Annotated in this window: 21 protein-coding genes; 17 read left to right on the plus strand and 4 right to left on the minus strand. The window is 71.2% G+C overall.

All coding sequences use genetic code 11. The features are described from left to right. Positions 1 to 142: 142 nt before the first annotated feature. Positions 143 to 913, plus strand: coding sequence for a methyltransferase (locus ABT057_RS37585; RefSeq protein WP_352348389.1), 771 nt, complete (start codon positions 143 to 145; stop codon positions 911 to 913). A gap of 278 nt (positions 914 to 1,191) precedes the next feature. Continuing rightward, complete coding sequence (locus ABT057_RS37590; RefSeq protein ID WP_352348390.1) at positions 1,192 to 1,584, plus strand: SCO2097 family morphological protein; 393 nt, start codon at positions 1,192 to 1,194, stop codon at positions 1,582 to 1,584. A gap of 91 nt (positions 1,585 to 1,675) precedes the next feature. On the opposite strand, the gene ABT057_RS37595 is transcribed toward ABT057_RS37590, so the two are convergent. From ABT057_RS37595 to ABT057_RS37610, 4 genes are all read right to left on the minus strand, one after another. Continuing rightward, positions 1,676 to 4,180, minus strand: coding sequence for a transglutaminase TgpA family protein (locus tag ABT057_RS37595; protein ID WP_352348391.1), 2,505 nt, complete (start codon positions 4,178 to 4,180; stop codon positions 1,676 to 1,678). After that, positions 4,177 to 5,577 (minus strand): DUF58 domain-containing protein, encoded by a 1,401-nt coding sequence (locus tag ABT057_RS37600; RefSeq protein ID WP_352348392.1) that lies wholly within the window; start codon positions 5,575 to 5,577, stop codon positions 4,177 to 4,179. The genes ABT057_RS37595 and ABT057_RS37600 overlap by 4 nt, the downstream gene beginning before the upstream one ends. Beyond that, positions 5,577 to 6,614 carry an AAA family ATPase gene (locus ABT057_RS37605; protein ID WP_352348393.1) on the minus strand — a complete coding sequence of 346 codons (1,038 nt, stop codon included), beginning with the start codon at positions 6,612 to 6,614 and terminating at the stop codon, positions 5,577 to 5,579. Before ABT057_RS37605 ends, ABT057_RS37600 begins: the two co-directional genes overlap by 1 nt. A 228-nt stretch (positions 6,615 to 6,842) precedes the next feature. Next, positions 6,843 to 7,451 carry a beta-class carbonic anhydrase gene (locus ABT057_RS37610; protein ID WP_352348394.1) on the minus strand — a complete coding sequence of 203 codons (609 nt, stop codon included), beginning with the start codon at positions 7,449 to 7,451 and terminating at the stop codon, positions 6,843 to 6,845. 286 nt (positions 7,452 to 7,737) lie between these two features. On the opposite strand from ABT057_RS37610, the gene rsmH reads away from it, so the two are divergent. The 15 genes from rsmH to ABT057_RS37685 all read left to right on the plus strand — a co-directional run bounded on the left by rsmH (position 7,738) and on the right by ABT057_RS37685 (position 24,434). After that, positions 7,738 to 8,694, plus strand: coding sequence for a 16S rRNA (cytosine(1402)-N(4))-methyltransferase RsmH (rsmH, locus tag ABT057_RS37615; RefSeq protein ID WP_352348395.1), 957 nt, complete (start codon positions 7,738 to 7,740; stop codon positions 8,692 to 8,694). Positions 8,695 to 8,755: 61 nt separating this feature from the next. Further along, positions 8,756 to 9,301, plus strand: a complete 546-nt coding sequence (gene ftsL / locus ABT057_RS37620; RefSeq protein WP_352348396.1) for a cell division protein FtsL — start codon at positions 8,756 to 8,758, stop codon at positions 9,299 to 9,301. A gap of 5 nt (positions 9,302 to 9,306) precedes the next feature. Beyond that, positions 9,307 to 11,277: a peptidoglycan D,D-transpeptidase FtsI family protein gene (locus tag ABT057_RS37625; protein ID WP_352348397.1), complete on the plus strand. Its 1,971-nt coding sequence runs from the start codon at positions 9,307 to 9,309 to the stop codon at positions 11,275 to 11,277. Between the two features lie 126 nt (positions 11,278 to 11,403). Continuing rightward, the gene (locus tag ABT057_RS37630; protein WP_352348398.1) at positions 11,404 to 13,095 is read left to right on the plus strand and encodes a UDP-N-acetylmuramoyl-L-alanyl-D-glutamate--2,6-diaminopimelate ligase; all 1,692 of its coding nucleotides are present in this window, start codon (positions 11,404 to 11,406) and stop codon (positions 13,093 to 13,095) included. 4 nt (positions 13,096 to 13,099) lie between these two features. Beyond that, positions 13,100 to 14,515 (plus strand): UDP-N-acetylmuramoyl-tripeptide--D-alanyl-D-alanine ligase, encoded by a 1,416-nt coding sequence (locus tag ABT057_RS37635; RefSeq protein WP_352348399.1) that lies wholly within the window; start codon positions 13,100 to 13,102, stop codon positions 14,513 to 14,515. Then, positions 14,512 to 15,585: a phospho-N-acetylmuramoyl-pentapeptide-transferase gene (gene mraY, locus ABT057_RS37640; protein ID WP_352348400.1), complete on the plus strand. Its 1,074-nt coding sequence runs from the start codon at positions 14,512 to 14,514 to the stop codon at positions 15,583 to 15,585. Before ABT057_RS37635 ends, mraY begins: the two co-directional genes overlap by 4 nt. Further along, positions 15,567 to 17,006: a UDP-N-acetylmuramoyl-L-alanine--D-glutamate ligase gene (murD, locus tag ABT057_RS37645; RefSeq protein WP_352348401.1), complete on the plus strand. Its 1,440-nt coding sequence runs from the start codon at positions 15,567 to 15,569 to the stop codon at positions 17,004 to 17,006. The genes mraY and murD overlap by 19 nt, the downstream gene beginning before the upstream one ends. Before the next feature lie 87 nt (positions 17,007 to 17,093). After that, a complete protein-coding gene (gene ftsW, locus ABT057_RS37650; RefSeq protein ID WP_352348402.1) occupies positions 17,094 to 18,458 on the plus strand; it encodes a putative lipid II flippase FtsW in 1,365 nt (454 codons plus the stop codon). Between the two features lie 6 nt (positions 18,459 to 18,464). Continuing rightward, positions 18,465 to 19,562, plus strand: coding sequence for an undecaprenyldiphospho-muramoylpentapeptide beta-N-acetylglucosaminyltransferase (gene murG, locus ABT057_RS37655; protein WP_352348403.1), 1,098 nt, complete (start codon positions 18,465 to 18,467; stop codon positions 19,560 to 19,562). A 26-nt stretch (positions 19,563 to 19,588) separates the two neighbouring features. Further along, positions 19,589 to 20,383, plus strand: coding sequence for a cell division protein FtsQ/DivIB (locus ABT057_RS37660; RefSeq protein ID WP_352348404.1), 795 nt, complete (start codon positions 19,589 to 19,591; stop codon positions 20,381 to 20,383). A gap of 277 nt (positions 20,384 to 20,660) precedes the next feature. Beyond that, positions 20,661 to 21,857: a cell division protein FtsZ gene (gene ftsZ, locus ABT057_RS37665; RefSeq protein WP_352348405.1), complete on the plus strand. Its 1,197-nt coding sequence runs from the start codon at positions 20,661 to 20,663 to the stop codon at positions 21,855 to 21,857. Beyond that, on the plus strand, positions 21,854 to 22,582 hold the full coding sequence (gene pgeF / locus ABT057_RS37670) for a peptidoglycan editing factor PgeF (protein WP_352348406.1): 729 nt from the start codon (positions 21,854 to 21,856) through the stop codon (positions 22,580 to 22,582). The genes ftsZ and pgeF overlap by 4 nt, the downstream gene beginning before the upstream one ends. Positions 22,583 to 22,588: 6 nt before the next feature. Further along, on the plus strand, positions 22,589 to 23,308 hold the full coding sequence (locus ABT057_RS37675; RefSeq protein ID WP_352348407.1) for a YggS family pyridoxal phosphate-dependent enzyme: 720 nt from the start codon (positions 22,589 to 22,591) through the stop codon (positions 23,306 to 23,308). Between the two features lie 128 nt (positions 23,309 to 23,436). Beyond that, positions 23,437 to 24,078, plus strand: coding sequence for a cell division protein SepF (locus tag ABT057_RS37680; RefSeq protein ID WP_352348408.1), 642 nt, complete (start codon positions 23,437 to 23,439; stop codon positions 24,076 to 24,078). 71 nt (positions 24,079 to 24,149) lie between these two features. Beyond that, entirely contained in the window at positions 24,150 to 24,434 is a 285-nt protein-coding gene (locus ABT057_RS37685) for a YggT family protein (RefSeq protein WP_055633825.1), read from the plus strand. Positions 24,435 to 24,455 lie beyond the last annotated feature (21 nt).

Consider the following 24,455-nt stretch of genomic DNA (forward strand, 5'->3'; position numbering starts at 1 on the left):
TGGTGGAGGCAATAGGGTGGAAGGCGCCTGAAGCCTTCCCTCCGTCCGTCCGCCCGACCCCGGGCCGGGTACGGCCGGCCGGGGAGGCAGCCCGTTCGCTCCGCCGCGCAAGAGGCGGTGCCGCGCCGAGGAGTCAACTGCCGTGTCGGACCCGCTGCGACCCCGCGCCTCTCTCCGTACCGCCGTGGTCTGGGAAGTCCTCCAGGACGCCCTCGAACGCCGGGTCAAGGCCACCGGTCGCGAGGCGCTGGACGTCCTCGACACCGGCGGCGGCAGCGGCAACTTCGCGGTGCCCGTCGCCCGCCTCGGCCACCGCGTCACCGTCGTCGACCCCAGCCCCAACGCGCTGTTCGCCCTGGAGCGCCGCGCCGCCGAGGCCGGTGTCGCCGACCGCGTACGAGGCGTCCAGGGCGACGCCCACGGCCTCTTCGACGTGGTCGAGCGGGGCGGCTACGACGTGGTGCTGTGCCACGGTGTCCTGGAGTACGTCGACGACCCCGCCGAGGGCGTCCGCAACGCGGTGGCCGCCCTGCGCTCCGAGGGCGTCCTCAGCCTCCTCGCCGCCGGTCTCGGCGGAGCCGTCCTCGCGCGCGCCCTCGCCGGCCACTTCAAGGAGGCCCGGCAGGCCCTCGGTGACCCGGACGGCCGCTGGGGCACCGGTGACCCCGTGCCGCGCCGCTTCACCGCCGAGCAGCTCACCGGGCTCGTCCGGGGCGCCGGCCTCGCCGTCGCCGCCGTGCACGGCGTGCGGGTCTTCGCCGACCTCGTCCCCGGCGTGCTCGTGGACACCGAGCCCGGTGCCCTCGACGCCCTGCTGAAGCTCGAGGAGGCGGCCGCCGAGCTCCCCGCCTTCCACTCCGTCGCCACCCAGCTCCATGTGCTCGGTGAGGCGAGAGGGGCCGAAGGAGCCTGAGCGCCTCCCCGGGGCGCCCCCGCTGATCAGCGGCTCGGCCGCACATGGAGTACGCCACAGGCCCCCCGTTCGGGCGCTGTGCGCCGTATGATCGAGGGAGACCGCCCGGCATGACGGGTCGGCCGTTGGGGAATGGAAGCCTCAGCGGACCGGGACGCCCATGGCGGGCTCCGGTTGGCCAATTGGCGTAGAGGGGCGGGTTTCACGGGGGCGATTCCCTGCCTATCCTGAAGGGACCCCCCGGGTCGCCCCGGCGACTGCACGATGAGGAGGACTCCGTGCCGCTCTCGGAGCACGAGCAGCGCATGCTCGAGCAGATGGAGCGAGCGCTGTACGCCGAAGATCCCAAGTTCGCGTCGGCGCTCGAGGGAAGCGGGCTGCGTACGTACACCCGACGGCGGGTCTACCAGGCGGTCGCCGGCTTCCTCGTAGGTATCGCGCTCCTCATGGCCGGAATGGTCGCCAAGCAGGTCTGGCTCAGTGTGGTGGGCTTCCTCGTCATGCTGGGATGCGCGGTGCTCGCCGTGACCGGCTGGCGCAAGGCCCCCAAGCCGGGCGAACAGGCCGCGGGCGCCCCGCAGACACGCGCTCAGGGACGGCAGAAGCGCTCAGTGATGGACCGCATCGAACAGCGCTGGCAGCGCCGCCGGGACGAGCAGGGCGGTCACTGACACCGGAACACATGTGAGGGGGTGACCACCCGCCGGGTGGTCACCCCCTCACATGTGTGCTGTCCTGGCGGACGCGTGCCGCCCGGCGGTCTCAGCCGCCGCCCTGCTGGCCGGACGGCCGGCGCACCAGGGTCGCCAGCCTCGCCACCCGCGCCGCCCAGGACGCCTTGACGGCCGCCCAGCGGTCGGAGAGGTCCCACAGGGCCCGTATCGCCGACCGAGGCGCCACGACCGCCCGCACCCGCGTCGACCAGCCGGCCCGCGCCCGCAGTGCCGCCCGCACCTGCCGCACGTCGTCGGCCAGCCCCGCCTCGGCCCGCGGCCGCGGTGCGAACAGCACCTGCTCCACCGCGCCCGCCACCCGGTACACCGACCGGGCCGCGGTCTCGTCCAGCTCGCCGGCCCCGACGATCCGCGCAGCCGACCGCCGGGGGGTCAGCGCCTCGTCCGGCTCGATGCCGTAGTCCCAGGCTGTGTCGGTCAGCTCGCGCCAGACCGCCAGCACATGGGCCGCGGCCGCGTCGGCGGCCTCCTGGGACGGCTCGTCCAGAGCGACCCCCGGACCGGCCTCCACCGCCTCCAGCCCGTCCGTAGTGCCGCTCCGGTGTCCGCCGGGCGCCGCCGCCACGGAGTGCCGGGCCGACGCCAGCCGCTCCGACCGCCGCCGCAGCCGCCACAGCATCGGCAGCAGCGGCAGGACGAGGGCCAGAACCCCCAGCAGGATCCAGCCGGCCACCTGGTAGCTCGCCGGGCCCTGGTCGCCGCGGTCCGCCTGGTCCAGCGGCAGCGCGGCGCCACAGTTCTCGAGCTTCTTGTCCTGCGCCGAGCAGGTGGCGTCCGTCGACGGCGCGGCCGACGGCGCGGAGTCCGCCGACTGCGAGGACTGAGGCTGCTCGGGGGTGGTCACGCCCGAGCTGTCCGGCACCGTGTACGAGGGCGTCGTACCCCGCGTGGGGGTCGGCTCGAAGCGGGTCCAGCCCACGCCCTCGAAGTACAGCTCGGGCCAGGCGTGCGCGTCCTTCAGACTCACCGCCACCGAGCTGTCGGCCTGCGGGGACCCCGGGGCGAAGCCCACCGCGACCCGCGCCGGTATGCCCAGCGTGCGGGCCATCGCCGCCATCGCGAACGAGAAGTGGACGCAGAAGCCCTGCTTGTCCCGCAGGAAGCGGGCTATCGCGTCCGGACCGGAGCCGACCTCCACGTCGGTGTCGTACTCGAAGCCGCCCGTCACCGCGAAGTAGTCCTGGAGCTTGACCGCCTTCTCGTAGTCGCTCGTCGCGCCGCCGGTGATCTCGCGGGCCTGCTCGGCCACCACCTTCGGCAGCGAGTCCGGCACCTTGGTGTAGTCGTTCCTGATCGAGCTGGGCGCCTCGGGTGCGGTCTCCAACTGCTCCGCCGTCGGCTGCACGTCGAGGCTCTTCACCTCGTACGTCTTGCCGCTGGTGTCCTGCCCGTGGTCGCCGACGAGGGTCATGCCGACCGGTTCGTACCGCCAGTTGCCCTTGATCTTCACACTGCTCGGCGGGTACGGCATCGGCAGCCAGTTCTGCGCGTAGCCGTCGGCGGCCGCGATCCGGGTGGTGATCTCCGTGCGCTTGATGTCCGAGCTGAGGCCGGTGGGCGTCGGGAACCGGTCCGGCACGGCGACGATGTGGCGCTTCGACGGCTTCCACGTGGTGCCGTCGAACTCGTCCAGGGACACGATCCGCAGGTACATGTCCGAGTTGTCGGTGGAGTTGGTGGTCAGCTTCAGGACCGTGCGGTCGTCGTTCACCTTGAGGCTGTCGCGCAGCGAGACCAGCGGGTTGACCGCCGAGATCGTGCCCCCGCCGCCGCTGCCCACGCCCACGCCCGCACCCGTGCCGCCCAGCAGGCCGCTCTGTATCGCCGGCAGGGGCAGCAGCGGCGCCATGACGGCCACGCCCAGCGCGGCCATGCCGATGCGCCGGCCGGTGCGCACCGGGGCCACCGGGCCGGACTGCCCGCCCGGGGTGCGCGGGGCCCCGGCGAAGACGCGGCCCCACTGGGAGAGCCGCTCCCGGCCCTCGGCCAGGAGGAGCATCAGATAGCCGACGGCGGCGATGAGGAACCAGACCCAGTCCCACGCGCTGTCGGACAGCCCCGCGGCCACGGAGTACAGCGCGAGCAGCGGCAGGCCGGCCGGGGCCGCGTTGCGGAAGGTCACCGCGAGGGTGTCCACCGCAAGACCGATCACCAGCACACCGCCCACCAGCATCAACCGGATGCCGTCGGACAGCGGGGCCGGGATCGCGTACCGCCCCACGTCGTCGGAGCCCGTCTGCAGCAGGTCGGCGAGGTGGTGGAAGGCCTGGGGGCCGGGGACCAGCCCGAGCACCGCCTGCTCCCGGGCGAAGACCAGGGTCAGCACCAGCAGCGTGACCAGGGCCTGGGCGGCCACGGTCAGCGGCCGGGCCAGCGGCACCCGCCGCGCGGCAGCGCCCACCCCGGACTGGATCGCCAGCAGGAACAGCGCCTGCAGGAACCACGCTCCGGAGTCGATGAGCGGCAGCAGCGCGCAGGACGCCATGAGCGTGGCCCCCGCCGACCACAGAGTCAGCCGAGCCCGCCCGCTCATGACCGAGCCTCCCTCGCGCTCGCCCCGCTCGCCGTCACGACACCCGTCCGCTCCCGGTCTGCCTGGCGCCACAGCTCTTCCAGAGCGGCGCCCCGGGGCACGCTCACGGCCGTCCAGCCCGCCTCGCGCAGCATCCGCAGCCGCTCCTCCTGCCCGTTCATCGGATCGGGCACCCCGTTCGGTTCACGTCCCCATGTGTCGCTGTCCAGCAGGAAGGCCAGCGCGCCCCCGCTGCGCTGGCGCATCTTCGCGGCGATCGCCGTCTGCTCCTCGTCCATGTCGCCGAAGAAGGCCATCAGCAGCCCCTCGTTGCCGCCGCGCAGCACGTCGTAGGCCCGGGACAGGCCCGCGCCGTCCGAGTGGTCGACCACCGCGAGGGTGTCCATCATCAGCCCGGCCGCGTCCGCCGACTCACCGCTGGCCCCGGCGAACCCCTCGGCGCCCTCACCGGGCACCGAGTTGCCGGTGTCCGTCAGCAGCCGCACCGAGTAGCCCCGCTCGAGCATGTGCACCAGCACGGACGCGGCGCCCGAGACCGCCCACTCGAAGGCCGAGTCCGGGCCCGCGCCGGTGTAGGCCACGCCGCGGGTGTCCAGGAGCACCGTGCAGCGTGCCCGCTGGGGCTGCTCCTCGCGCCGCACCATCAGCTCGCCGTAGCGGGCCGTGGACCGCCAGTGCACCCGGCGCAGGTCGTCGCCGTAGCGGTAGTCGCGCGGGATGATGTCGTCGTCGCCGGCCAGGGCCAGCGAGCGCTGCCGTCCGTCGCCGTAGCCCTTGGCCTCGCCGCTCAGCCGTACCGGCGGCAGCGCCTCCACGCGCGGGATCACCGTCAGCGTGTCGTACGTCGAGAAGGACCTGGTCAGTTCGCACATGCCGAACGGGTCGTTCAGCCGCAGCTGGAGCGGGCCCAGCGGGTAGCGGCCGCGCAGGTCGGAGCGGACCCGGTAGGACACCTCGCGGCGGCCGCCCGCCTCCACCCGGTCCAGCACGAAGCGGGGACGCGGGCCGAGGACGTAGGGCACCCGGTCCTGGAGCATCAGCAGACCGGTGGGCAGCCGCGAGACGTTGTCCATCCGCAGGTGGACGCGGGCCTCGCTGCCGGCCGGTACACGCGCGGGGGCGAGGCGGCGGCTGCCGGCGACCCGGTAGCGGGTGCGGTAGACGACGGCCGCGCAGATCAGCGGCAGGGCGGCCAGCAGCAGCCCGACCCGCAGCAGGTCCGGCTGCCCGAGCACGTACGCGCAGACTGCGGCGGCCACGCCCGCGGCCAGGAAGGAGCGGCCGCGCGTGGTCAGACCGGCCAGGGCGGTCCGGGCGCCGCCCTTCTCGCCGCGCCCGCCCTCCGGCCGGCCGGGCCGGCCGGTCTGCCCGGCCTGTCCGGTCCCCCCGATGGTCATCAGAGCCTCCGGGGCGGCTGCTGGGGGTATGCCGGCGTGGTGTGGCCCAGGCCGCCGTAGGCGTGCTGCTGGGGGCTCGCGGGCACCGGGGTGCGCTGCAGGATCTCCTCGACGACCTGCTCCGCCGTGCGACGGTTCAGCTGGGCCTGCGCGGTGGGCAGCAGCCGGTGGGCCAGCACCGCCACGGCGAGGTTCTGCACGTCGTCCGGCAGCGCGTAGTCCCGGCCGTTGAGCGCGGCGGACGCCTTCGCGGCGCGCAGCAGGTGCAGCGTCGCGCGCGGTGAGGCGCCGAGTCTGAGGTCGGGGTGGGTTCGGGTGGCGGCGACCAGGTCGACCGCGTACCGGCGGACCGACTCGGCGACATGGACACCGCGGACGGTGTCGATCAGTTTCACGATCTCGTGCGCGTGGGCAACCGGCTGCAAATCGTCGAGCGGGCTGACCCCGCCGTGCACGTCGAGCATCTGCAGTTCGGCCTCGGGGCTCGGGTAGCCGATGGAGACCCGGGCCATGAAGCGGTCGCGCTGGGCCTCGGGCAGCGGGTAGGTGCCCTCCATCTCGACCGGGTTCTGCGTGGCCACCACCATGAAGGGAGTGGGCAGCTCGTACGTCTGCCCGTCGATGGTGACCTGGCGCTCCTCCAGGGACTCCAGCAGTGCCGACTGCGTCTTCGGGGAGGCGCGGTTGATCTCGTCGCCGATCACGATCTGCGAGAAGATCGCGCCCGGTTTGAACTCGAAGTCACGACGCTGCTGGTCCCAGATGGACACACCGGTGATGTCCGAGGGCAGCAGGTCCGGCGTGAACTGGATGCGGCGTACCGAGCAGTCGATGGACCGTGCCAGCGCCTTGGCGAGCATCGTCTTGCCGACGCCGGGGACATCCTCGATCAGCAGATGTCCCTCGGCGAGCAGCACGGTCAGCGAAAGCCGTACGACCTCGGGCTTGCCCTCGATCACTCCCTCCACTGAACTGCGGACACGATCCACAGTGGCGGTCAGATCTGTGAGGCTCGCTCGTTCGTCATAGGTCGTCACCCGGCCCTCCTCGGCCCGTACTTTCTCCGGGCCGACGCTCTGTCCTGCGGACCGGCCCACCCCGAATCACGTGCGCCACCCGTGAAATGTTCGGCGTGGCGTCACAACCGCATTGTTGCTGCCGTTACCGATTCGTGTCACTCGCCTGTGGACAACTGCCCGCGATATGTCGGTTCTATGGCTTTTCGGGTGGCCGAGGTGTGGAAATCAACAGCTGACCGACAGGGATCAGGCGGGGTCGATCTCGCGCAGCAGGCCCGTTTTCACGTCGAACACGAAGCCGCGCACGTCGTCGGTGTGCAGCAGGAAGGGCGAGGTGCGCACCCGCTGCATCGACTGCCGCACGTCCTGGTCGACGTCCCGGAAGGCCTCCACCGCCCACGCCGGGCGCTGGCCGACCTCCATCTCCAGCTCGGTGCGGAAGTCCTCGGTGATCGCCTCCAGACCGCAGCCCGTGTGATGGATGAGTACGACACTGCGCGTACCCAGTTTGCGCTGGCTGATGGTGAGCGAGCGGATCACGTCGTCGGTGACCACGCCGCCCGCGTTACGGATCGTGTGGCAGTCGCCGAGCTCCAGGCCGAGCGCGGCGTGCAGGTCGAGACGGGCGTCCATGCAGGCCACGACCGCCACGTGCAGAACGGGCCGGGCGTCCATGCCGGGGTCGGTGAAGGCGGCGGCGTACTGCTCGTTCGCGTCGACGAGACGGTCGGTCACCGTGCCGCCGCGTATGGCGTCTTCGGACTCGGTGGGTACGGATGCGGAAGTCGTCATAATCATGACGGTACTGGTCACGGGCCTTCCGGTCCTGCTGTGAGAAGGGAAAAAGAGCGTCATCACCCCGTGTTTGTGAGGTAAGCCACAGGGGTGAGGCATGGCCGCCCAGGAGGGTGATTTTCTCCGGTTCGCGGCTTCACGGCCGCGCCGGCCCGCGACGCGCAGGCCGGTTGATTGACCGCGAGTCACCGTGGACTAAAGTGACGCGAAGCGGGAGACCGCGATCTCCGACGACCTCCCCGCTTGACCGAATTCCCCGTGAGACCCCGGCGCGGCCGCCGGAGATCTCCCCGCGAGGGCGGGGACCCGGCGGTGCGTGCGGGCCCGCCGGATCTGAGAGGGCCCCTTGAGCCAGAGTCGACACGTCCCGGTGATGCTCCAGCGGTGCCTGGACCTGTTGGCCCCCGCCCTGGAGCGGCCCGGCGCCGTCGTCGTCGACTGCACACTCGGTCTCGGCGGCCACAGCGAGGCCCTGCTGACGCGGTTCCCCGAGGCCAGGCTCGTCGCCCTCGACCGCGACAAGGAGGCGCTGCGCCTCTCCGGTGAGCGCCTCGCCCCCTTCGGCGAGCGCGCCACCCTCGTGCACGCCGTCTACGACGAACTCCCGGACGTACTGGACCGGCTCGGCATCCCGCGCGTGCAGGGCGTCCTGTTCGACCTCGGCGTGTCCTCCATGCAGCTCGACGAGGCCGAACGGGGCTTCGCCTACGCGCAGGACGCCCCGCTCGACATGCGCATGGACCAGTCCACCGGCATCAGCGCCGCCGAGGTCCTCAACACCTACCCGCCCGGCGAACTGGTCCGGATCCTGCGCGCCTACGGCGAGGAGAAGCAGGCCAAGCGGATCGTCTCCGCGGTGGTGCGCGAGCGCGCGAAGGAGCCGTTCACCAACAGTGCCCGGCTCGTCGAGCTGATCAGGGACGCGCTCCCGCAGGCCGCCAAGCGCACCGGCGGCAACCCCGCCAAGCGCACGTTCCAGGCGCTGCGCATCGAGGTCAACGGCGAGCTGTCCGTCCTGGAGCGGGCGATCCCGGCCGCCGTCGAGGCGATCGGGATCGGCGGGCGGATCGCCGTCCTGTCGTACCACTCGCTGGAGGACCGGCTGGTCAAGCAGGTGTTCGCGGCCGGCGCCGCGAACACCGCCCCACCCGGGCTGCCCGTCGTCCCCGAGCGCTACCAGCCCCGGCTCAAGCTGCTCACCCGTGGTGCCGAACTTCCCACCGAGGAGGAGGTCGCCGAGAACCGGCGCGCCGCCCCGGCACGGCTGCGCGGCGCGGAGCGCATCAGGGAGTCCGTCGAATGATCCGTGTGACGCGAGGGCACGGGCGGGCACAGGCGGGAGAACCGGACTTGGGGGAGGGCGAGTGAGCAGGAAACCCGAACTGAAGGGCAGGGCCGCCCGGCTCGCGCGTCTCTTCCCCTCGGGCCCGCGCCAGGCCGCCCGCACCCCCTTCGTCCTGCTCGTCGTCCTGCTGCTCGGCGGCGGCCTCATCGGACTGCTCGTGCTGAACTCGGCCCTCAGCGAGGGCTCCTTCCAGATGACCGACCTCCAGAAGGACACCAAGAACCTCACCGACGAGGAACAGGCGCTCCAGCGGGACATCGACTCCTACTCCGCCCCGGACGCTCTCCAGCGCCGCGCCCGTGAACTCGGCATGATCCCCGGTGGCGACCCCGCCTTCCTGGACCCCGACGGCACCGTGAAGGGCGTCCCCTCGGCCGCGTCCCTGCGGTCCTCCCAAGGCGCCGTCGTGCGGCCGCCCGAGGCCGTCACGCTGTCCCAGACGATCGCGTCGCCCGCGCCCACCCCGGCGCCGGTGTCGCCGTCCTCCGCCCCCGCGGGCGTCTCTCCCGTACAGAGCGCGGTCCCCGCTCCGGCCGCGGCCGCCCCCACGACCCCCGGCAGGTGACGGAAGTGTCCGACAGGGAACCGCCCCGCCGGCGTGTGCCCGGCCCCGCCCGGTCCGCCCGGCCCGCCCGCCCCGCGTCAGCCCAGCGGCGGCCGGGCCCCGGCGCCCGTCCGGCCCGCCGCCCCGCCCCGGCGCGCCCCGCGGCCCCGCGGCCCCTGCGGCTCGGCAGCCCGCGGCCCCGGCTGCGCATGGTCGGCCTCGCCCTGACCCTGGTGATGGCCGCCTTCGTGGTCCGTCTCCTCCAGGTCCAGGCGGTCGACGCGAGCACGTACGCCGCCAAGGCGGACAAGAACCGGTACGTCGGCCAGGTGCTGGCCGCCGAGCGCGGCGAGATCACCGACCGCAGCGGGGTCGCCCTCGCCAGCAGCGAGGACGCGTACGACATCACGGCCGACCCCATGATGTTCAACCGCCAGAACCTGAAGATCGACGACGGTCCGGAGCAGGCCGCCGCGCTCCTCGCGCCGATCCTCGGCCAGGAGCAGTCCGCGATCGTCGAAAAGCTGCGGCCCGCGGACGCGGAATCCCGCTACACGAAACTGGCCGGCCGGCAGACCCCGCAGGTCTGGAAGCAGATCAAGGACCTGAAGGCCGCGCTCACCGCCAAGGAGGGCACGGACGGCACGGTCAACGTCCTCGGCGGGGTCTTCGCCGTTCCCAGCAGCAAGCGCGTCTACCCCAACGGCGACCTCGCCGCCGCCGTTCTGGGCTGGGTCAACGCCGAGGGCAAGGGGGGCGGCGGCATCGAGCAGGAGCTGAACGCGACCCTGACCGGCAAGGACGGCAAGATCCGCTACGCCCAGTCCGGGGGCCGTCAGGTGCCCACCGCGGGCGGCTCCACCGAGACCCCCGCCGTGCCCGGCTCGAACGTCGAGCTGACCCTGGACCGGGACATCCAGTGGGCCGCGCAGAACGCCATCACCGAACAGGTCAAGGCGTCCAAGGCGGACCGCGGCTACGTCGTCGTCCAGGACACCCGCACCGGCGAGATCCTCGCCATGGCCAACTCGCCCGGCTTCGACCCCAACGACCTCTCCACGGCCGACCCGGCCGCCCTGGGCAACGCCGCCCTCCAGGACGCCTACGAGCCCGGCTCCACCGCCAAGATCATGTCGATGGCCGCCGTCCTCCAGGAGAACGTCGCCACCCCGCTGACGCACGTCGTCGTGCCGAACCGGCTGCACCGCGGCGACCGGCTCTTCAAGGACGACATCGACCACGCGACCTGGAACCTCACGCTCAACGGCGTGCTCGCCAAGTCCAGCAACATCGGCACCATCCTGGCCACCGGACAGCTCGGCAGGACCCAGGCCGAGGCCAACCGGGTCCTGTACTCCTACCTGCGCAAGTTCGGCATCGGCAGCTACACCGGGATCGACTTCCCGGGCGAGACGAAGGGCATCCTCGCGCCGCCGGACAAGTGGTCGACCTCGCAGCAGTACACGATTCCTTTCGGCCAGGGCGTGTCCCTCAACGCACTCCAGGCGGCCTCCGTCTACTCGACGATCGCCAACGGCGGTGTGCGCGTCGAGCCGAGCCTGGTGCGCGGCACCCAGGGTCCCGACGGCCGCTTCACACCCGCCGCCGCCCCGAAGAAGACCAGGGTCGTCAGCGAGAAGACGGCGAAGACCCTCGCCCAGATGCTGGAGTCGGTCGTCGACGACCAGGAGGGCACCGGTACCAAGGCGCGCATTCCCGGCTACCGCGTCGCGGGCAAGACGGGCACCGCCAACCGCGTGGATCCGGCCACCGGCAAGTACAAGGGCTACACCTCGTCGTTCGCCGGGTTCGCGCCCGCCGACAACCCCCGTGTCACCGTCTACTGCGCCATCCAGAACGCCACCGCGGGCAGCTACTTCGGCGGCCAGATCTGCGGCCCCATCTTCAAGCAGGTGATGGAGTTCGCCCTGAAGACCCTGCAGGTCCCGCCGACCGGGGCGAAGGCCGCCAAGCTCCCCGTCACCTTCACTCCCTGAGATCCGTAAGCCAGTCCACCCACCCGTCCGTCCGTCCGACCGTCGCCGCCCGCCCAGGGGCCGCCCGTCCCGCCCGTCCAGTGCCCTCCGCCCGTGTTCAGCGCCGAACCAGCCAGGAACCAGCCCGTGACCATGATCACTCCCGACCCGGGGAACCAGGCCTCGCCCGCCTCCTCGCTTCGCCCGCAGGCGGGTGCGCCCGGTACGCTCACCGCCGTGCCACACGCTGATCAGTCCCAAACCACCCAGAAGGGCGCTTCCGTGACATATCCGGGACCGCCCAGGCCGGCCCAGGTCTCCGCCACACCCCTCGCGGAGCTCGCCGGCCAACTGGGGGTCACCGTCGAGGAGAGCGCGGGGAGTGCGGAGGGCGCGGGAAGCGGGGAAGGCGCCGCAGCCGTCACGGGCATCACCCACGACTCGCGCGCCGTCCGCCCCGGCGACCTGTACGCCGCGCTCCCCGGCGCCCGGCTGCACGGCGCCGACTTCGTCACGCAGGCCGCCGGCCTCGGCGCGGTCGCCGTGCTCACCGATCCCACCGGCGCCGAACGCGCCGCCGCGACCGGCCTGCCGGTCCTGGTGGCCGAGGACCCGCGCGCGCGGATGGGCGAGCTGGCGGCCACGATCTACGGCCACCCGGGCCGTGACCTGCTTCAGATCGGCATCACAGGCACCTCCGGCAAGACGACGACCGCCTACCTGGTCGAGGGCGGCCTGAAGGCCCTCAAGTCCACCGGGCTGATCGGTACGGTCGAGATGCGCATCGGTGAGGAGCGCATCAGGTCCGAGCGCACCACTCCCGAAGCCACCGACCTCCAGGCCCTGTTCGCCGTCATGCGCGAACGCGGGGTCGAGGCGGTCGCGATGGAGGTCTCCAGCCACGCGCTGGTCCTCGGCCGGGTCGACGGCTGCGTCTTCGACATCGCCGTGTTCAGCAACCTCAGCCCGGAGCACATGGAGTTCCACTCCGGCATGGAGGACTACTTCCAGGCCAAGGCGCAGTTGTTCACCCGGAAACGCAGCAGACTCGGCGTGGTCAACTTCGACGACGAGTACGGCCGCCGGCTGGCCGGGGAGGCCGAGGTCCCGGTCGTCACCTTCTCCGCCGAGGGCCACCCCGACGCCGACTGGCGCGCGGACGACGTCCGCATCGGCCCGATGGACTCGACGTTCACCATCCTGGGCCCGGACGGAGCGCGGGTCACCGCCAGGGCGCCGCTGCCCGGTTCGTTCAACGTGGCGAACACCCTCGCCGCGGTCGTCGCCCTCGCCGCAGCCGGGATCGACCCGCAGACCGCCGCCGACGGCGTCGCGGCCGTCCCCGGGGTGCCGGGCCGCCTCGAGCGCGTGGACGCCGGCCAGCCCTATCTCGCGGTCGTCGACTACGCCCACAAGACGGACGCCGTCGAGTCGGTCCTCAGGGCGCTGCGCAAGGTCACCAAGGGCCGGCTGCACGTCGTGCTCGGCTGCGGCGGCGACCGGGACCGCACCAAGCGCGGGCCGATGGGCGCCGCCGCCGCGCGGCTCTCCGACACCGCCGTACTGACATCGGACAACCCCCGCTCAGAGGACCCCCTCGCGATCCTCGCGACCATGCTCGAAGGCGCCGCGTCGGTGCCGGCGCACGAGCGCGGCGAGGTCCTCCTGTTCGAGGACCGGGCCGCCGCGATCGCCGCGGCCGTCGCCCGCGCGCACGCCGGGGACACCGTGCTGGTCGCGGGCAAGGGGCATGAGCAGGGCCAGGACATCGCCGGGGTGGTGCGTCCGTTCGACGACCGCCAGGTGCTTCGCGAAGCTATCCAGCAGACCCAGGGATGAACTTGTGATCGCCCTCTCCCTCGCCGAGATCGCAGCAGTCGTCGGCGGGCAGACGTACGACATACCGGACCCCTCCGCGGAGGTCACCGGACCCGTCGTCCGGGACTCCCGCGAGGTGGAGCCCGGCAGCCTCTTCGTCGCCTTCGTCGGCGAACACGTGGACGGCCACGACTTCGCCCGGGCGGTCGTCGAGGCGGGTGCGGCGGCCGTACTGGCCTCGCGCCCGGTCGGCGTGCCCGCGATCGTCGTGGACGACGTGCAGGCCGCCCTCGGCGCCCTCGCCCGCCACGTCGTGCGCAAGCTCGGCACGACCCTCGTCGCGCTCACCGGCTCGGCCGGCAAGACCAGCACCAAGGACCTCATCGCCCAGGTGCTGCGGCGCAAGGCGCCGACCGTCTTCACACCCGGCTCCCTCAACAACGAGATCGGGCTGCCGCTGACCGCCCTGTCCGCCACCGCCGAAACCCGGTTCCTGGTACTGGAGATGGGCGCTCGCGGCATCGGGCACATCCGCTATCTCGCCGAACTGACACCGCCGAAGATCGGCCTCGTGCTCAACGTCGGCTCCGCCCACATCGGCGAGTTCGGCGGCCGCGAACAGATCGCACAGGCAAAGGGCGAGTTGGTCGAGTCCCTGCCGCCGGCCCATGAGGGCGGGACCGCGATCCTCAACGCCGACGACCCGTTGGTCCGGGCCATGGCCTCCCGTACGAAGGCGAAGGTGGTCCTTTTCGGCGAGACCGACGAAGCGGACGTACGGGCGGAGAACGTACGACTCACGGACAGCGGACAGCCCTCCTTCAGCCTTCACACACCCTCCGGGTGCAGTGACGTGACCATGCGCCTGTACGGTGAGCACCACGTGTCGAACGCGCTCGCCGCGGCCGCCGTCGCCCATGAGCTGGGCATGTCCGTAACTGAGATCGCCACCGCGCTCTCCGAGGCGGGCTCCCTCTCCCGCTGGCGGATGGAGGTCACCGAGCGCCCGGACGGCGTGACGATCGTCAACGACGCCTACAACGCGAACCCCGAGTCCATGCGAGCCGCGCTGCGCGCGCTGGCGGCCATGGGCAAGGGGCGGCGGACCTGGGCGGTGCTCGGCAAGATGGCCGAGCTCGGGGACGAGGCGCTCGCCGAGCACGACGCGGTCGGGCGGCTCGCCGTCCGGCTCAATGTCGGCAAGCTCGTCGCGGTCGGGGGCAGGGAAGCCGCCTGGCTGCAACTGGGCGCATACAACGAGGGTTCGTGGGGTGAGGAGTCGGTGCACGTGTCCGACGCACAGGCGGCTGTCGACCTGTTGCGCAGCGAGTTGCGCCCGGGGGACGTCGTGCTCGTGAAGGCGTCCCGTTCGGTCGGTCTCGAGAGCGTCGCGCAGGCGCTGCTCGCGACCGGTGCCGAGGGTGAGGTCGCTGCCCGATGATGAAGCAGGTCCTGTTCTCCGGCGTCATCGGCCTCTTCCTGACGCTGATCGGCACGCCGCTGCTGATCAAGCTGCTGGCGCGCAAGGGCTACGGCCAGTACATCCGCGACGACGGCCCGCGCGAGCACGCCAGCAAGCGCGGTACGCCGACCATGGGCGGCATCGCGTTCATACTGGCGACCGTCGCGGCGTACTTCCTGTCCAAGCTGATCACGGGCAAGCCGCCGACCTACACCGGTCTGCTGGTGCTGGGCCTGATGTGCGGCATGGGCCTGGTCGGCTTCCTCGACGACTACATCAAGATCGTCAAGCGGCGATCGCTGGGTCTGCGGGCCAAGGCGAAGATGGCGGGCCAGCTGATCGTCGGCATCAGCTTCGCGGTGCTCTCCCTGCAGTTCTCGGACGCCCGCGGCAACACCCCGGCCTCCACGAAGCTGTCGTTCATCACGGACTTCGGCTGGACGATCGGCCCCGTGCTGTTCGTCGTCTGGGCGCTGTTCATGATCCTCGCGATGTCGAACGGCGTGAACCTGACGGACGGTCTGGACGGCCTCGCCACCGGTGCCTCGGTCCTGGTCTTCGGCGCCTACACGTTCATCGGCGTCTGGCAGTACCAGGAGTCCTGCGCCAACGGTGAGACCCTGACCAACCCCAACGCCTGCTACGAGGTGCGCGATCCGCTGGACCTGGCGGTCATCTCCGCCGCGCTGATGGGTGCCTGTCTCGGCTTCCTCTGGTGGAACACGTCGCCGGCCAAGATCTTCATGGGTGACACCGGTTCGCTCGCGCTCGGCGGTGTCCTCACGGGTCTCGCCATCTGCTCCCGCACGGAGCTGCTGGTGGCCATCATGGGCGGCCTGTTCGTCCTCATCACCATGTCTGTCGTCATCCAGGTCGGCTCGTTCCGGCTGACCGGGAAGCGCGTGTTCCGCATGGCGCCACTCCAGCACCACTTCGAACTCAAGGGCTGGTCCGAAGTCCTTGTCGTGGTCCGTTTCTGGATCATCCAGGGCATCTGTGTGATCGTCGGACTCGGGCTCTTCTACGCGGGATGGGCAGCAGAAAAGTGACCGACCGGCAGGGTCCCTCCTGGGAGGGCAAACACGTCACCGTCGCCGGGCTCGGCGTCTCCGGCATCCCGGCGGCCAAGGTGCTGCACGGGCTCGGCGCGAAGGTCACCGTCGTCAACGACGGCGACGACGCACGCGCGCGTGAGCAGGCCGAAGAACTCCGGGCGCTCGGTGTCACCGTGCGCCTCGGCGACGGGGCGACCCTGCCCGAAGGCACCGAACTGATCGTCACCGCGCCGGGCTGGAAGCCCGACAAGCCGCTCTTCGCGGCGGCGGCCGAGGCGGGGGTGGACGTCTGGGGCGACGTCGAACTCGCCTGGCGACTGCGGGGCCCCGGAGCCGCACCCTGGCTGTGCGTCACCGGCACCAACGGCAAGACGACCACCACCCAGATGCTGGCGTCGATCCTGAAGGCGGCCGGCCTGCGCACGGCCGCCGTCGGCAACATCGGCGTCTCGCTGCTGGACGCCGTGCTCGGGGACGAGGAGTACGACGTCCTGGCGGTGGAGTTGTCGAGCTACCAGCTGCACTGGGCGCCCTCGCTGCGGGCGCATTCGGCGACCGTGCTGAATCTCGCGCCGGACCACCTCGACTGGCACGGCTCCATGGAGGCGTACGCCAGGGACAAGGGCCGTGTCTACGAGGGCAATCAGGTCGCCTGCGTCTACAACGTGGCCGACAAGGCCACCGAGGACCTGGTGCGCGAGGCGGACGTCGAGGAGGGCTGCCGGGCCGTCGGCTTCACCCTCGGCACCCCGGGACCCTCCCAACTCGGAGTGGTGGACGGCATCCTGGTCGACCGGGCCTTCGTCGAGAACCGGCAGCAGAACGCCCAGGAACTCGCCGAGGTCTCCGACGTCCACCCGCCCGCCCCGCACAACATCGCCAACGCCCTCGCCGCCGCGGCCCTCGCACGGGCCTTCGGGGTGCCTCCCACGGCCGTACGGGACGGTCTGCGGGCCTTCACCCCGGACGCCCACCGCATCGCGCACGTGGCCGACGTGGACGGCGTCGCGTACGTCGACGACTCCAAGGCCACCAACACCCACGCGGCACAGGCCTCGTTGGCGGCGTACCCGTCGATCGTGTGGATCGCGGGAGGGCTCGCCAAGGGCGCGACCTTCGACGAACTCGTCGCGGGCTCGGCGAAGCGGCTGCGCGGAGTGGTCCTCATCGGCGCCGACCGCGCGCTGATCCGTGAAGCGCTGGCGCGACACGCCCCCGAAGTACCCGTCGTCGACCTCGAACGGACCGACACTGGGGCGATGCTCGCGGCCGTCCAGGAGGCCCGGCGCCTCGCCACCGAAGGCGACACGGTGCTGCTCGCCCCGGCCTGTGCCTCCATGGACATGTTCGTCAACTACAACCAGCGCGGGGACGCGTTCGCCGATGCGGTGCGCGAACTCGGCGCGGACACCTGACGGCGGGTCCCGGCCGCGACGGTTGCTCCAGGACCCTTGGAGGACGCGTGACTCGGATGTGGCCGGATGCCCGGACGGTGAGTGCCGATGTCCAGTAGTCGTACCGGCCGGCCGCCCGTACAGCGGGCGGCCCGCAGGCCTCCCGCCGCCCGGCCCCCGCGTGAGAACCCCCTCCTGAGGGCCTGGACACGGGCCCGCAAGGCCTGGGACCGGCCGCTGACCGCGTACTACGTGATCCTCGGCGGCAGTCTGCTGATCACCGTGCTCGGCCTGGTGATGGTGTACTCCGCCTCGCAGATCACCGCGCTGCAGATGTCGCTGCCGGGATCCTTCTTCTTCCGCAAGCAGTTCCTGGCCGCCTCCATCGGCGCCGTCCTGCTGCTGGTCGCCTCCCGGATCCCGGTCAGGCTGCACCGGGCGCTGGCCTACCCGATCCTCGCCGGGGCCGTCTTCCTGATGGCCCTGGTGCAGGTGCCCGGGATAGGGATGGCGGTCAACGGCAACCAGAACTGGATCTCGCTCGGCGGTTCCTTCCAGATCCAGCCCAGCGAGTTCGGCAAGCTCGCGCTCGTGCTGTGGGGCGCCGACCTGCTCGCCCGCAAGCAGGACAAGAAGCTGCTCACGCAGTGGAAGCACATGCTGGTGCCGCTCGTCCCGGCCGCGTTCATGCTGCTCGGCCTGATCATGCTCGGCGGCGACATGGGTACGGCGATCATCCTCACGGCGATCCTCTTCGGCCTGCTGTGGCTCGCCGGGGCACCCACCCGGCTGTTCGTCGGCGTGCTGTCGGTCGCCGCCGCCATCGGGATCATCCTCATCAAGACCAGCCCCAACCGGATGGCCAGGCTCGCCTGCATCGGCGCCACCGAGCCCAGGTCCGGGGCCGCCGACTGCTGGCAGGCCGTCCACGGGATCTACGCCCTCGCCTCCGGCGGCATCTTCGGTTCCGGGCTCGGCGCCAGTGTGGAGAAATGGGGCCAACTCCCGGAAGCCCACACCGACTTCATCTTCGCCGTCACCGGTGAGGAACTGGGCCTCGCGGGCACGCTGTCGGTCCTCGCCCTCTTCGCGGCTCTAGGCTATGCGGGTATCCGCGTGGCCGGACGCACGGAGGACCCCTTCGTGAGGTATGCCGCGGGAGGTGTGACCACCTGGATCACCGCGCAGGCGGTGATCAACATCGGTGCGGTGCTCGGTCTGCTGCCGATCGCCGGAGTCCCCCTCCCGCTGTTCTCCTACGGAGGGTCCGCCCTGCTGCCGACCATGTTCGCGATCGGGCTGCTGATCGCCTTCGCACGCGACGATCCCGCCGCACGGGCGGCGCTTGCGATGCGGCAACCCCGCTTTGGTAGAAAGCGGGGTGCCGGGGGTCCTCAGCCGAACCGGGGACCCCGGAGATGGAACACGATGCGACGGCGTGCCTCGGCGGCGCGACCGTCCGGAGAGCGGTGAATTTCGGTGCATGTCGTACTCGCTGGTGGGGGGACCGCCGGCCACATCGAGCCCGCGCTCGCCCTCGCGGACGCCCTGCGCAGGCAGGACCCCACGGTGGGGATCACGGCCCTGGGCACGGAGCGCGGTCTGGAGACCACGCTCGTTCCGCAGCGGGGCTACGAGCTCGCGCTGATCCCGGCCGTGCCGCTGCCGCGCAAGCCCACCCCCGAGCTGATCACCGTGCCGGGCCGGCTGCGCGGCACGATCAAGGCGGCCGAGCAGATCCTGGAGCGCACGAAGGCCGACGCCATCGTCGGCTTCGGCGGCTACGTGGCCCTGCCCGGCTATCTCGCGGCCAAGCGCCTCGGCGTGCCGATCGTGGTCCACGAGGCCAACGCCCGGCCCGGCCTCGCCAACAAGATCGGCTCCCGGTACGCCGCCCGGGTGGCCGTCTCCACGCCCGACAGCAAGCTGCGCGACGCCCGCTACATCGGCATCCCGCTGCGCCGCTCCATCGCCACGCTGGACCGCGCCGCCGCCCGTCCCGAGGCCCGGCACATGTTCGGGCTCGACCCCAACCTGCCGACGCTGCTCGTGTCCGGCGGCTCGCAGGGTGCCCGCCGCCTCAACGAGGTCGTCCAGCAGGTCGCGCCCTGGCTGCAGCAGGCCGGCATCCAGATCCTGCACGCGGTGGGCCCGAAGAACGAACTGCCGCATGTCCAGCAGATGCCGGGAATGCCCCCCTACATCCCGGTACCGTACGTGGACCGGATGGACCTCGCGTACGCCGCGGCCGACATGATGCTCTGCCGCGCGGGCGCGATGACCGTCGCCGAACTCTCCGCCGTCGGGCTCCCGGCCGCCTATGTCCCGCTGCCCATCGGCAACGGCGAACAGCGGCTGAACGCCCAGCCGGTGGTCAAGGCGGGCGGCGGACTCCTCGTCGACGACGCGGAACTGACCCCCGAGTGGGTCCGGGAGAACGTCCTGCCCGTGCTCGCCGACCCGCACCGGCTGTACGAGATGTCCCGTGCCGCCAGCGAGTTCGGCCGCAGGGACGCCGACGAACTGCTCGTCGGCATGGTGTACGAGGCGATCGCGGCCTCCCGTACACGCCAATAGGACCGTATGACGAAAGGGTAGGGAGCGTGGCCGGATCCGCCACCGCCGAGCGCGGTGCACGTGAGCAGGAGTCGTCCGGCCCGCCCCTCGTCCGGAGGCTGGGCCCGCGCCGGCTCCGTATGATCATCCTTCTGGCACTCTCCGTGATCCTTCTCGGGGCGGCCGGCATCTGGGTGTTGTACGGCTCCGGGTGGACGCGCGTCGAGCGCGTCTCGGTGTCCGGTACCCACGTGCTGACGCCCGCCCAGGTGCGCGAGGCCGCCGCCGTACCGCTCGGCTCACCGCTGATCTCCGTCGACACCGGGGAGATCGAGGCGCGGCTGCGCGCGAGACTGCCCCGGATCGACGAGGTCGAAGCGGTGCGTTCCTGGCCCCATGGAATCGGCCTGAAAGTGACCGAGCGGCAGCCCGTTCTGTTCATACGAAAAGGGTCGAATTTCGTGGAAGTGGACGACGAGGGCGTCCGGTTCGCCACGATTTCCGAAGTGCCGAAGAACGCGCCGCTCCTCGAAATGGCCATCTCCTCCACCGGTTCGGGCGCCGCGAGCCTGCGGCGTTTCGGCGAGGACCGACTGGTGCGCGAGGCGGTGCGGGTCGCCGGCGACCTTCCGGCCGCGGTCACGCAGCGGACCCGTGCCCTCAAGGTCCGTTCCTACGACGACATCTCGCTGGAGCTGACCGACGGCCGCACGGTCTCCTGGGGGAGCGCCGAGAAGGGCGCCCTGAAGGGCCGTACGCTCACCGCTCTCATGAAAGCCTCTCCGGCCGCGCGGCACTTCGATGTCAGCGCTCCCACGGCCCCTGCGTCAGCGGGGAGTTGACGCACATACGCGCAGGCCAGCACCCTGGTTGGGCAGCGACACGGCTGATCACATAGGGTGAAAAGAAAAACGGGAGGTTCGGCGTGTTCGTTGAACGGGCGCCACTTGTCGACTTAGTGTCCTGTTCAGAAGACTCCAAGGAACACACACACTGGTAACCCTAAACTTCAGCGTTAGGGTTCGGGTCGGCGAAACGGACCGTCCCATTCGGCATCAGTCGTCGGATCGCGTCACCCGCGAGGCGACGACACGTAACTCGAGGCGAGAGGCCTTCGACGTGGCAGCACCGCAGAACTACCTCGCAGTCATCAAAGTCATCGGTGTCGGCGGCGGTGGTGTCAATGCCATCAACCGGATGATCGAGGTCGGTCTCAAGGGCGTCGAGTTCATCGCCATCAACACCGACGCGCAGGCGCTGTTGATGAGCGACGCCGACGTCAAGCTCGACGTCGGTCGCGAACTCACCCGCGGACTCGGCGCCGGCGCCAACCCGGCCGTCGGCCGCAAGGCCGCCGAGGACCACCGCGAGGAGATCGAGGAGGTCCTCAAGGGGGCCGACATGGTCTTCGTGACGGCCGGTGAAGGCGGCGGCACCGGCACCGGCGGCGCGCCCGTCGTGGCCAACATCGCCCGCTCCCTGGGCGCCCTCACCATCGGCGTGGTGACCCGTCCCTTCACCTTCGAGGGCCGGCGCCGCGCCAACCAGGCGGAGGACGGCATCGCCGAACTCCGCGAAGAGGTGGACACCCTCATCGTCATCCCCAACGACCGGCTGCTGTCCATCTCGGACCGTCAGGTCTCGGTGCTCGACGCCTTCAAGTCGGCCGACCAGGTCCTGCTCTCCGGTGTCCAGGGCATCACCGACCTCATCACCACCCCCGGTCTGATCAACCTCGACTTCGCCGACGTCAAGTCGGTCATGTCCGAGGCCGGTTCGGCCCTCATGGGCATCGGCTCGGCCCGCGGCGACGACCGCGCGGTGGCCGCCGCCGAGATGGCGATCTCCTCGCCGCTCCTGGAGGCCTCCATCGACGGCGCCCGGGGCGTCCTGCTCTCCATCTCCGGCGGCTCCGACCTCGGTCTGTTCGAGATCAACGAGGCCGCCCAGCTGGTCAGCGAGGCCGCCCACCCCGAGGCCAACATCATCTTCGGCGCGGTCATCGACGACGCGCTCGGCGACGAGGTCCGGGTCACCGTCATCGCGGCCGGCTTCGACGGGGGCCAGCCCCCGGCCCGCCGGGACAACGTCCTCGGCTCGTCCTCGGCCTCCTCCCGCCGCGAGGAGCCCACTCCGGTGCGGCAGCCGGAGAGCCGCCCCTCCTTCGGCTCGCTCGGCAGCGTGACCCCCAAGGAGGAGCCGGAGCCGGCCCCCGAGCCGGTGGCCGAACTTCCGGTCTCCCCGCCGGTGCCGCCGTCGCGGACCTACTCGGACAGCGCGGCCGAGGAGCTGGACGTGCCGGACTTCCTGAAGTGATAGGCCAGCGCGGACACGCGAGCGGCGCGCACTTCGCCTTCACCGACCGGTGGGGCGGGGTGAGCGCCGCTCCGTATGAGGAGCTCAACCTCGGCGGCGCGGTCGGCGACGACACCGAGGCCGTACGCACCAACCGGGAACTGGCCGCCAAGTCGCTGGGTCTCGACCCGGCCGACGTGGTCTGGATGAACCAGGTGCACGGCGCGGACGTGGCGGTCGTGGACGGGCCCTGGGGAGACCGTCCGGTGCCGGAGGTCGACGCGATCGTCACCACCCGGCGCGGACTCGCCCTCGCGGTCCTCACCGCCGACTGCACCCCCGTCCTGCTCGCCGACCCGGTCGCCGGGGTCGCCGCCGCGGCCCACGCGGGCCGGCCGGGCATGGCCCTGGGGGTCGTCCCGGCCGCCGTACGGGCCATGGTGGAGCTCGGCGCCGAGCCGTCCAGGATCGTCGCCCGCACCGGACCCGCGGTGTGCGGCCGGTGCTACGAGGTGCCGGAGGAGATGCGCGCCGAGGTGGCCGCGGTGGAGTCCGCCGCGTACGCCGAGACGAGCTGGGGCACTCCCGCGGTCGACGTGACCGCAGGGGTGCACGCGCAGCTCGACCGGCTCGGGGTGTGCGACCGGGATCAGTCGCCGGTGTGCACCCGGGAGTCGGACGATCACTTCTCGTACCGCCGCGACCGCGCCACGGGGCGACTCGCGGGATATGTCTGGCTGGACTGATGTGGCATGACCGACCGTAGGGACGAACTCGCCGGAAATCTGGCGAAGGTGGAGGAGCGCATCGCCGGCGCGTGCGCCGCCGCCGGGCGCGCGCGGGACGAAGTGACCCTCATCGTGGTCACCAAGACATATCCGGCGAGCGACGTGCGGATCCTGGCGGAGCTCGGCGTGCGCCATGTCGCCGAGAACAAGGACCAGGACGCCGCTTCCAAGGCCGCGACATGCTCGGACCTGCCCCTTTCCTGGCACTTCGTCGGTCAGTTGCAGACCAACAAGGTGCGGTCCGTGGTCGGTTACGCGGACTTCGTGCAGTCGGTCGACCGGGCCCGGCTGGTGACCGCGCTGTCGAAGGAGGCCGTGCGGGCCGAACGGGAGGTGGGGTGCCTGATCCAGGTCGCGCTGGACGCCGGGGAGAGCGCCCGCGGTGACCGGGGTGGCGTGGCGCCGGGCGGGGTCGAGGAGTTGGCCGGTCTGGTGGCCGGCTCGCCGGGGCTGCGGCTGGCCGGACTGATGACCGTCGCACCTCTGACCGGGGAGTACGCGGGACGTGAACGGGCGGCCTTCGGGCGGTTGATGGATTTGTCGACTGACCTGCGCCGAGCCCATCCGGCTGCGAACATGGTTTCCGCAGGGATGAGTGCGGACCTCGAGGAGGCCGTGGCAGCCGGGGCGACACATGTGCGCGTCGGCACTGCGGTACTCGGAGTCCGCCCCAGGCTCGGGTAACGTCGCCAGGAAGTCGGACCACAGCAGAAAATATGGTCATTACCGCCGACAGGCGGACACAAGGGCCACGTGGATCGCGGGACTTGGCAGTCGAAAGTCGATCCACCACAGAGCGGAGGACTCAGAGCATGGCCGGCGCGATGCGCAAGATGGCGGTCTACCTCGGCCTCGTGGAGGACGATGGGTACGACGGCCGGGGATTCGACCCCGACGACGACTTCGAACCCGAGCTCGACCCGGAACCCGAACGGGATCACCGGCGGCACGAGCCGTCCCACCAGTCACACGGTGCACACCAGTCCCAACGGGACGAAGAGGTGCGAATCGTACAGCCGCCCGCGCCGCGCGAGCCGGTCGCCCGATCCTCCGCGCCGGTCGCGGAATCCGGGCGTCCGGCGCGCATCGCGCCCGTGGCATCCATCACACAAGAACGTCAGTCCCTGGAGAAGAACGCACCGGTGATCATGCCCAAGGTCGTGTCGGAACGAGAGCCGTACCGGATCACCACACTCCACCCCCGGACCTACAACGAGGCCCGTACCATCGGGGAACACTTCCGTGAGGGCACCCCGGTGATCATGAATCTGACTGAGATGGACGACACAGACGCGAAGCGACTTGTCGACTTTGCGGCCGGTTTGGTGTTTGGTCTTCACGGCAGCATCGAGCGGGTGACGCAGAAGGTGTTCCTGTTGTCGCCTGCTAACGTCGATGTCACGGCGGAGGACAAGGCCCGCATCGCAGAGGGCGGGTTCTTCAACCAGAGCTGAGACGCAAGACCGGAAAAGCAGTACAGAGCAGTACGAGCAGCACGGAAACAGGGGAGAGGGAAGCACCGAACATGGGCGTGGTCCTGGATGTCGTCTACATCGCCTTGATGGTGTTCCTCATCGTGCTCATCTTCCGGTTGGTCATGGACTACGTCTTCCAGTTCGCCCGCTCATGGCAACCCGGCAAGGCGATGGTGGTCGTTCTGGAGGCCACCTACACTGTCACCGATCCACCGCTCAAGCTTCTGCGGCGGGTCATCCCGCCGCTGCGTCTCGGGGGCGTGGCGCTCGACCTGTCCTTCTTCGTACTGATGATCATCGTCTACATCCTGATCTCGATCGTGAGCCGGCTGTGAGCGATGTGAACTACCGTCTTG

The organism is Streptomyces sp. NPDC002588 (assembly GCF_040295925.1).
Lineage (GTDB): Bacteria > Actinomycetota > Actinomycetes > Streptomycetales > Streptomycetaceae > Streptomyces.

What these genes read in the sequence shown, in the direction of transcription:
- ftsW (WP_352348402.1), top strand. Translation starts at nt 17,094, where the DNA reads ATGTCCAGTAGTCGTACCGGCCGGCCGCCCGTACAGCGGGCGGCCCGC.
- mraY (WP_352348400.1), top strand. Translation starts at nt 14,512, where the DNA reads ATGATGAAGCAGGTCCTGTTCTCCGGCGTCATCGGCCTCTTCCTGACG.
- murD (WP_352348401.1), top strand. Translation starts at nt 15,567, where the DNA reads ATGGGCAGCAGAAAAGTGACCGACCGGCAGGGTCCCTCCTGGGAGGGC.
- ABT057_RS37685 (WP_055633825.1), top strand. Translation starts at nt 24,150, where the DNA reads ATGGGCGTGGTCCTGGATGTCGTCTACATCGCCTTGATGGTGTTCCTC.
- ABT057_RS37610 (WP_352348394.1), bottom strand. Translation starts at nt 7,451, where the DNA reads ATGACGCTCTTTTTCCCTTCTCACAGCAGGACCGGAAGGCCCGTGACC.
- ABT057_RS37675 (WP_352348407.1), top strand. Translation starts at nt 22,589, where the DNA reads ATGACCGACCGTAGGGACGAACTCGCCGGAAATCTGGCGAAGGTGGAG.
- ABT057_RS37680 (WP_352348408.1), top strand. Translation starts at nt 23,437, where the DNA reads ATGGCCGGCGCGATGCGCAAGATGGCGGTCTACCTCGGCCTCGTGGAG.
- ABT057_RS37600 (WP_352348392.1), bottom strand. Translation starts at nt 5,577, where the DNA reads ATGACCATCGGGGGGACCGGACAGGCCGGGCAGACCGGCCGGCCCGGC.
- ABT057_RS37595 (WP_352348391.1), bottom strand. Translation starts at nt 4,180, where the DNA reads ATGAGCGGGCGGGCTCGGCTGACTCTGTGGTCGGCGGGGGCCACGCTC.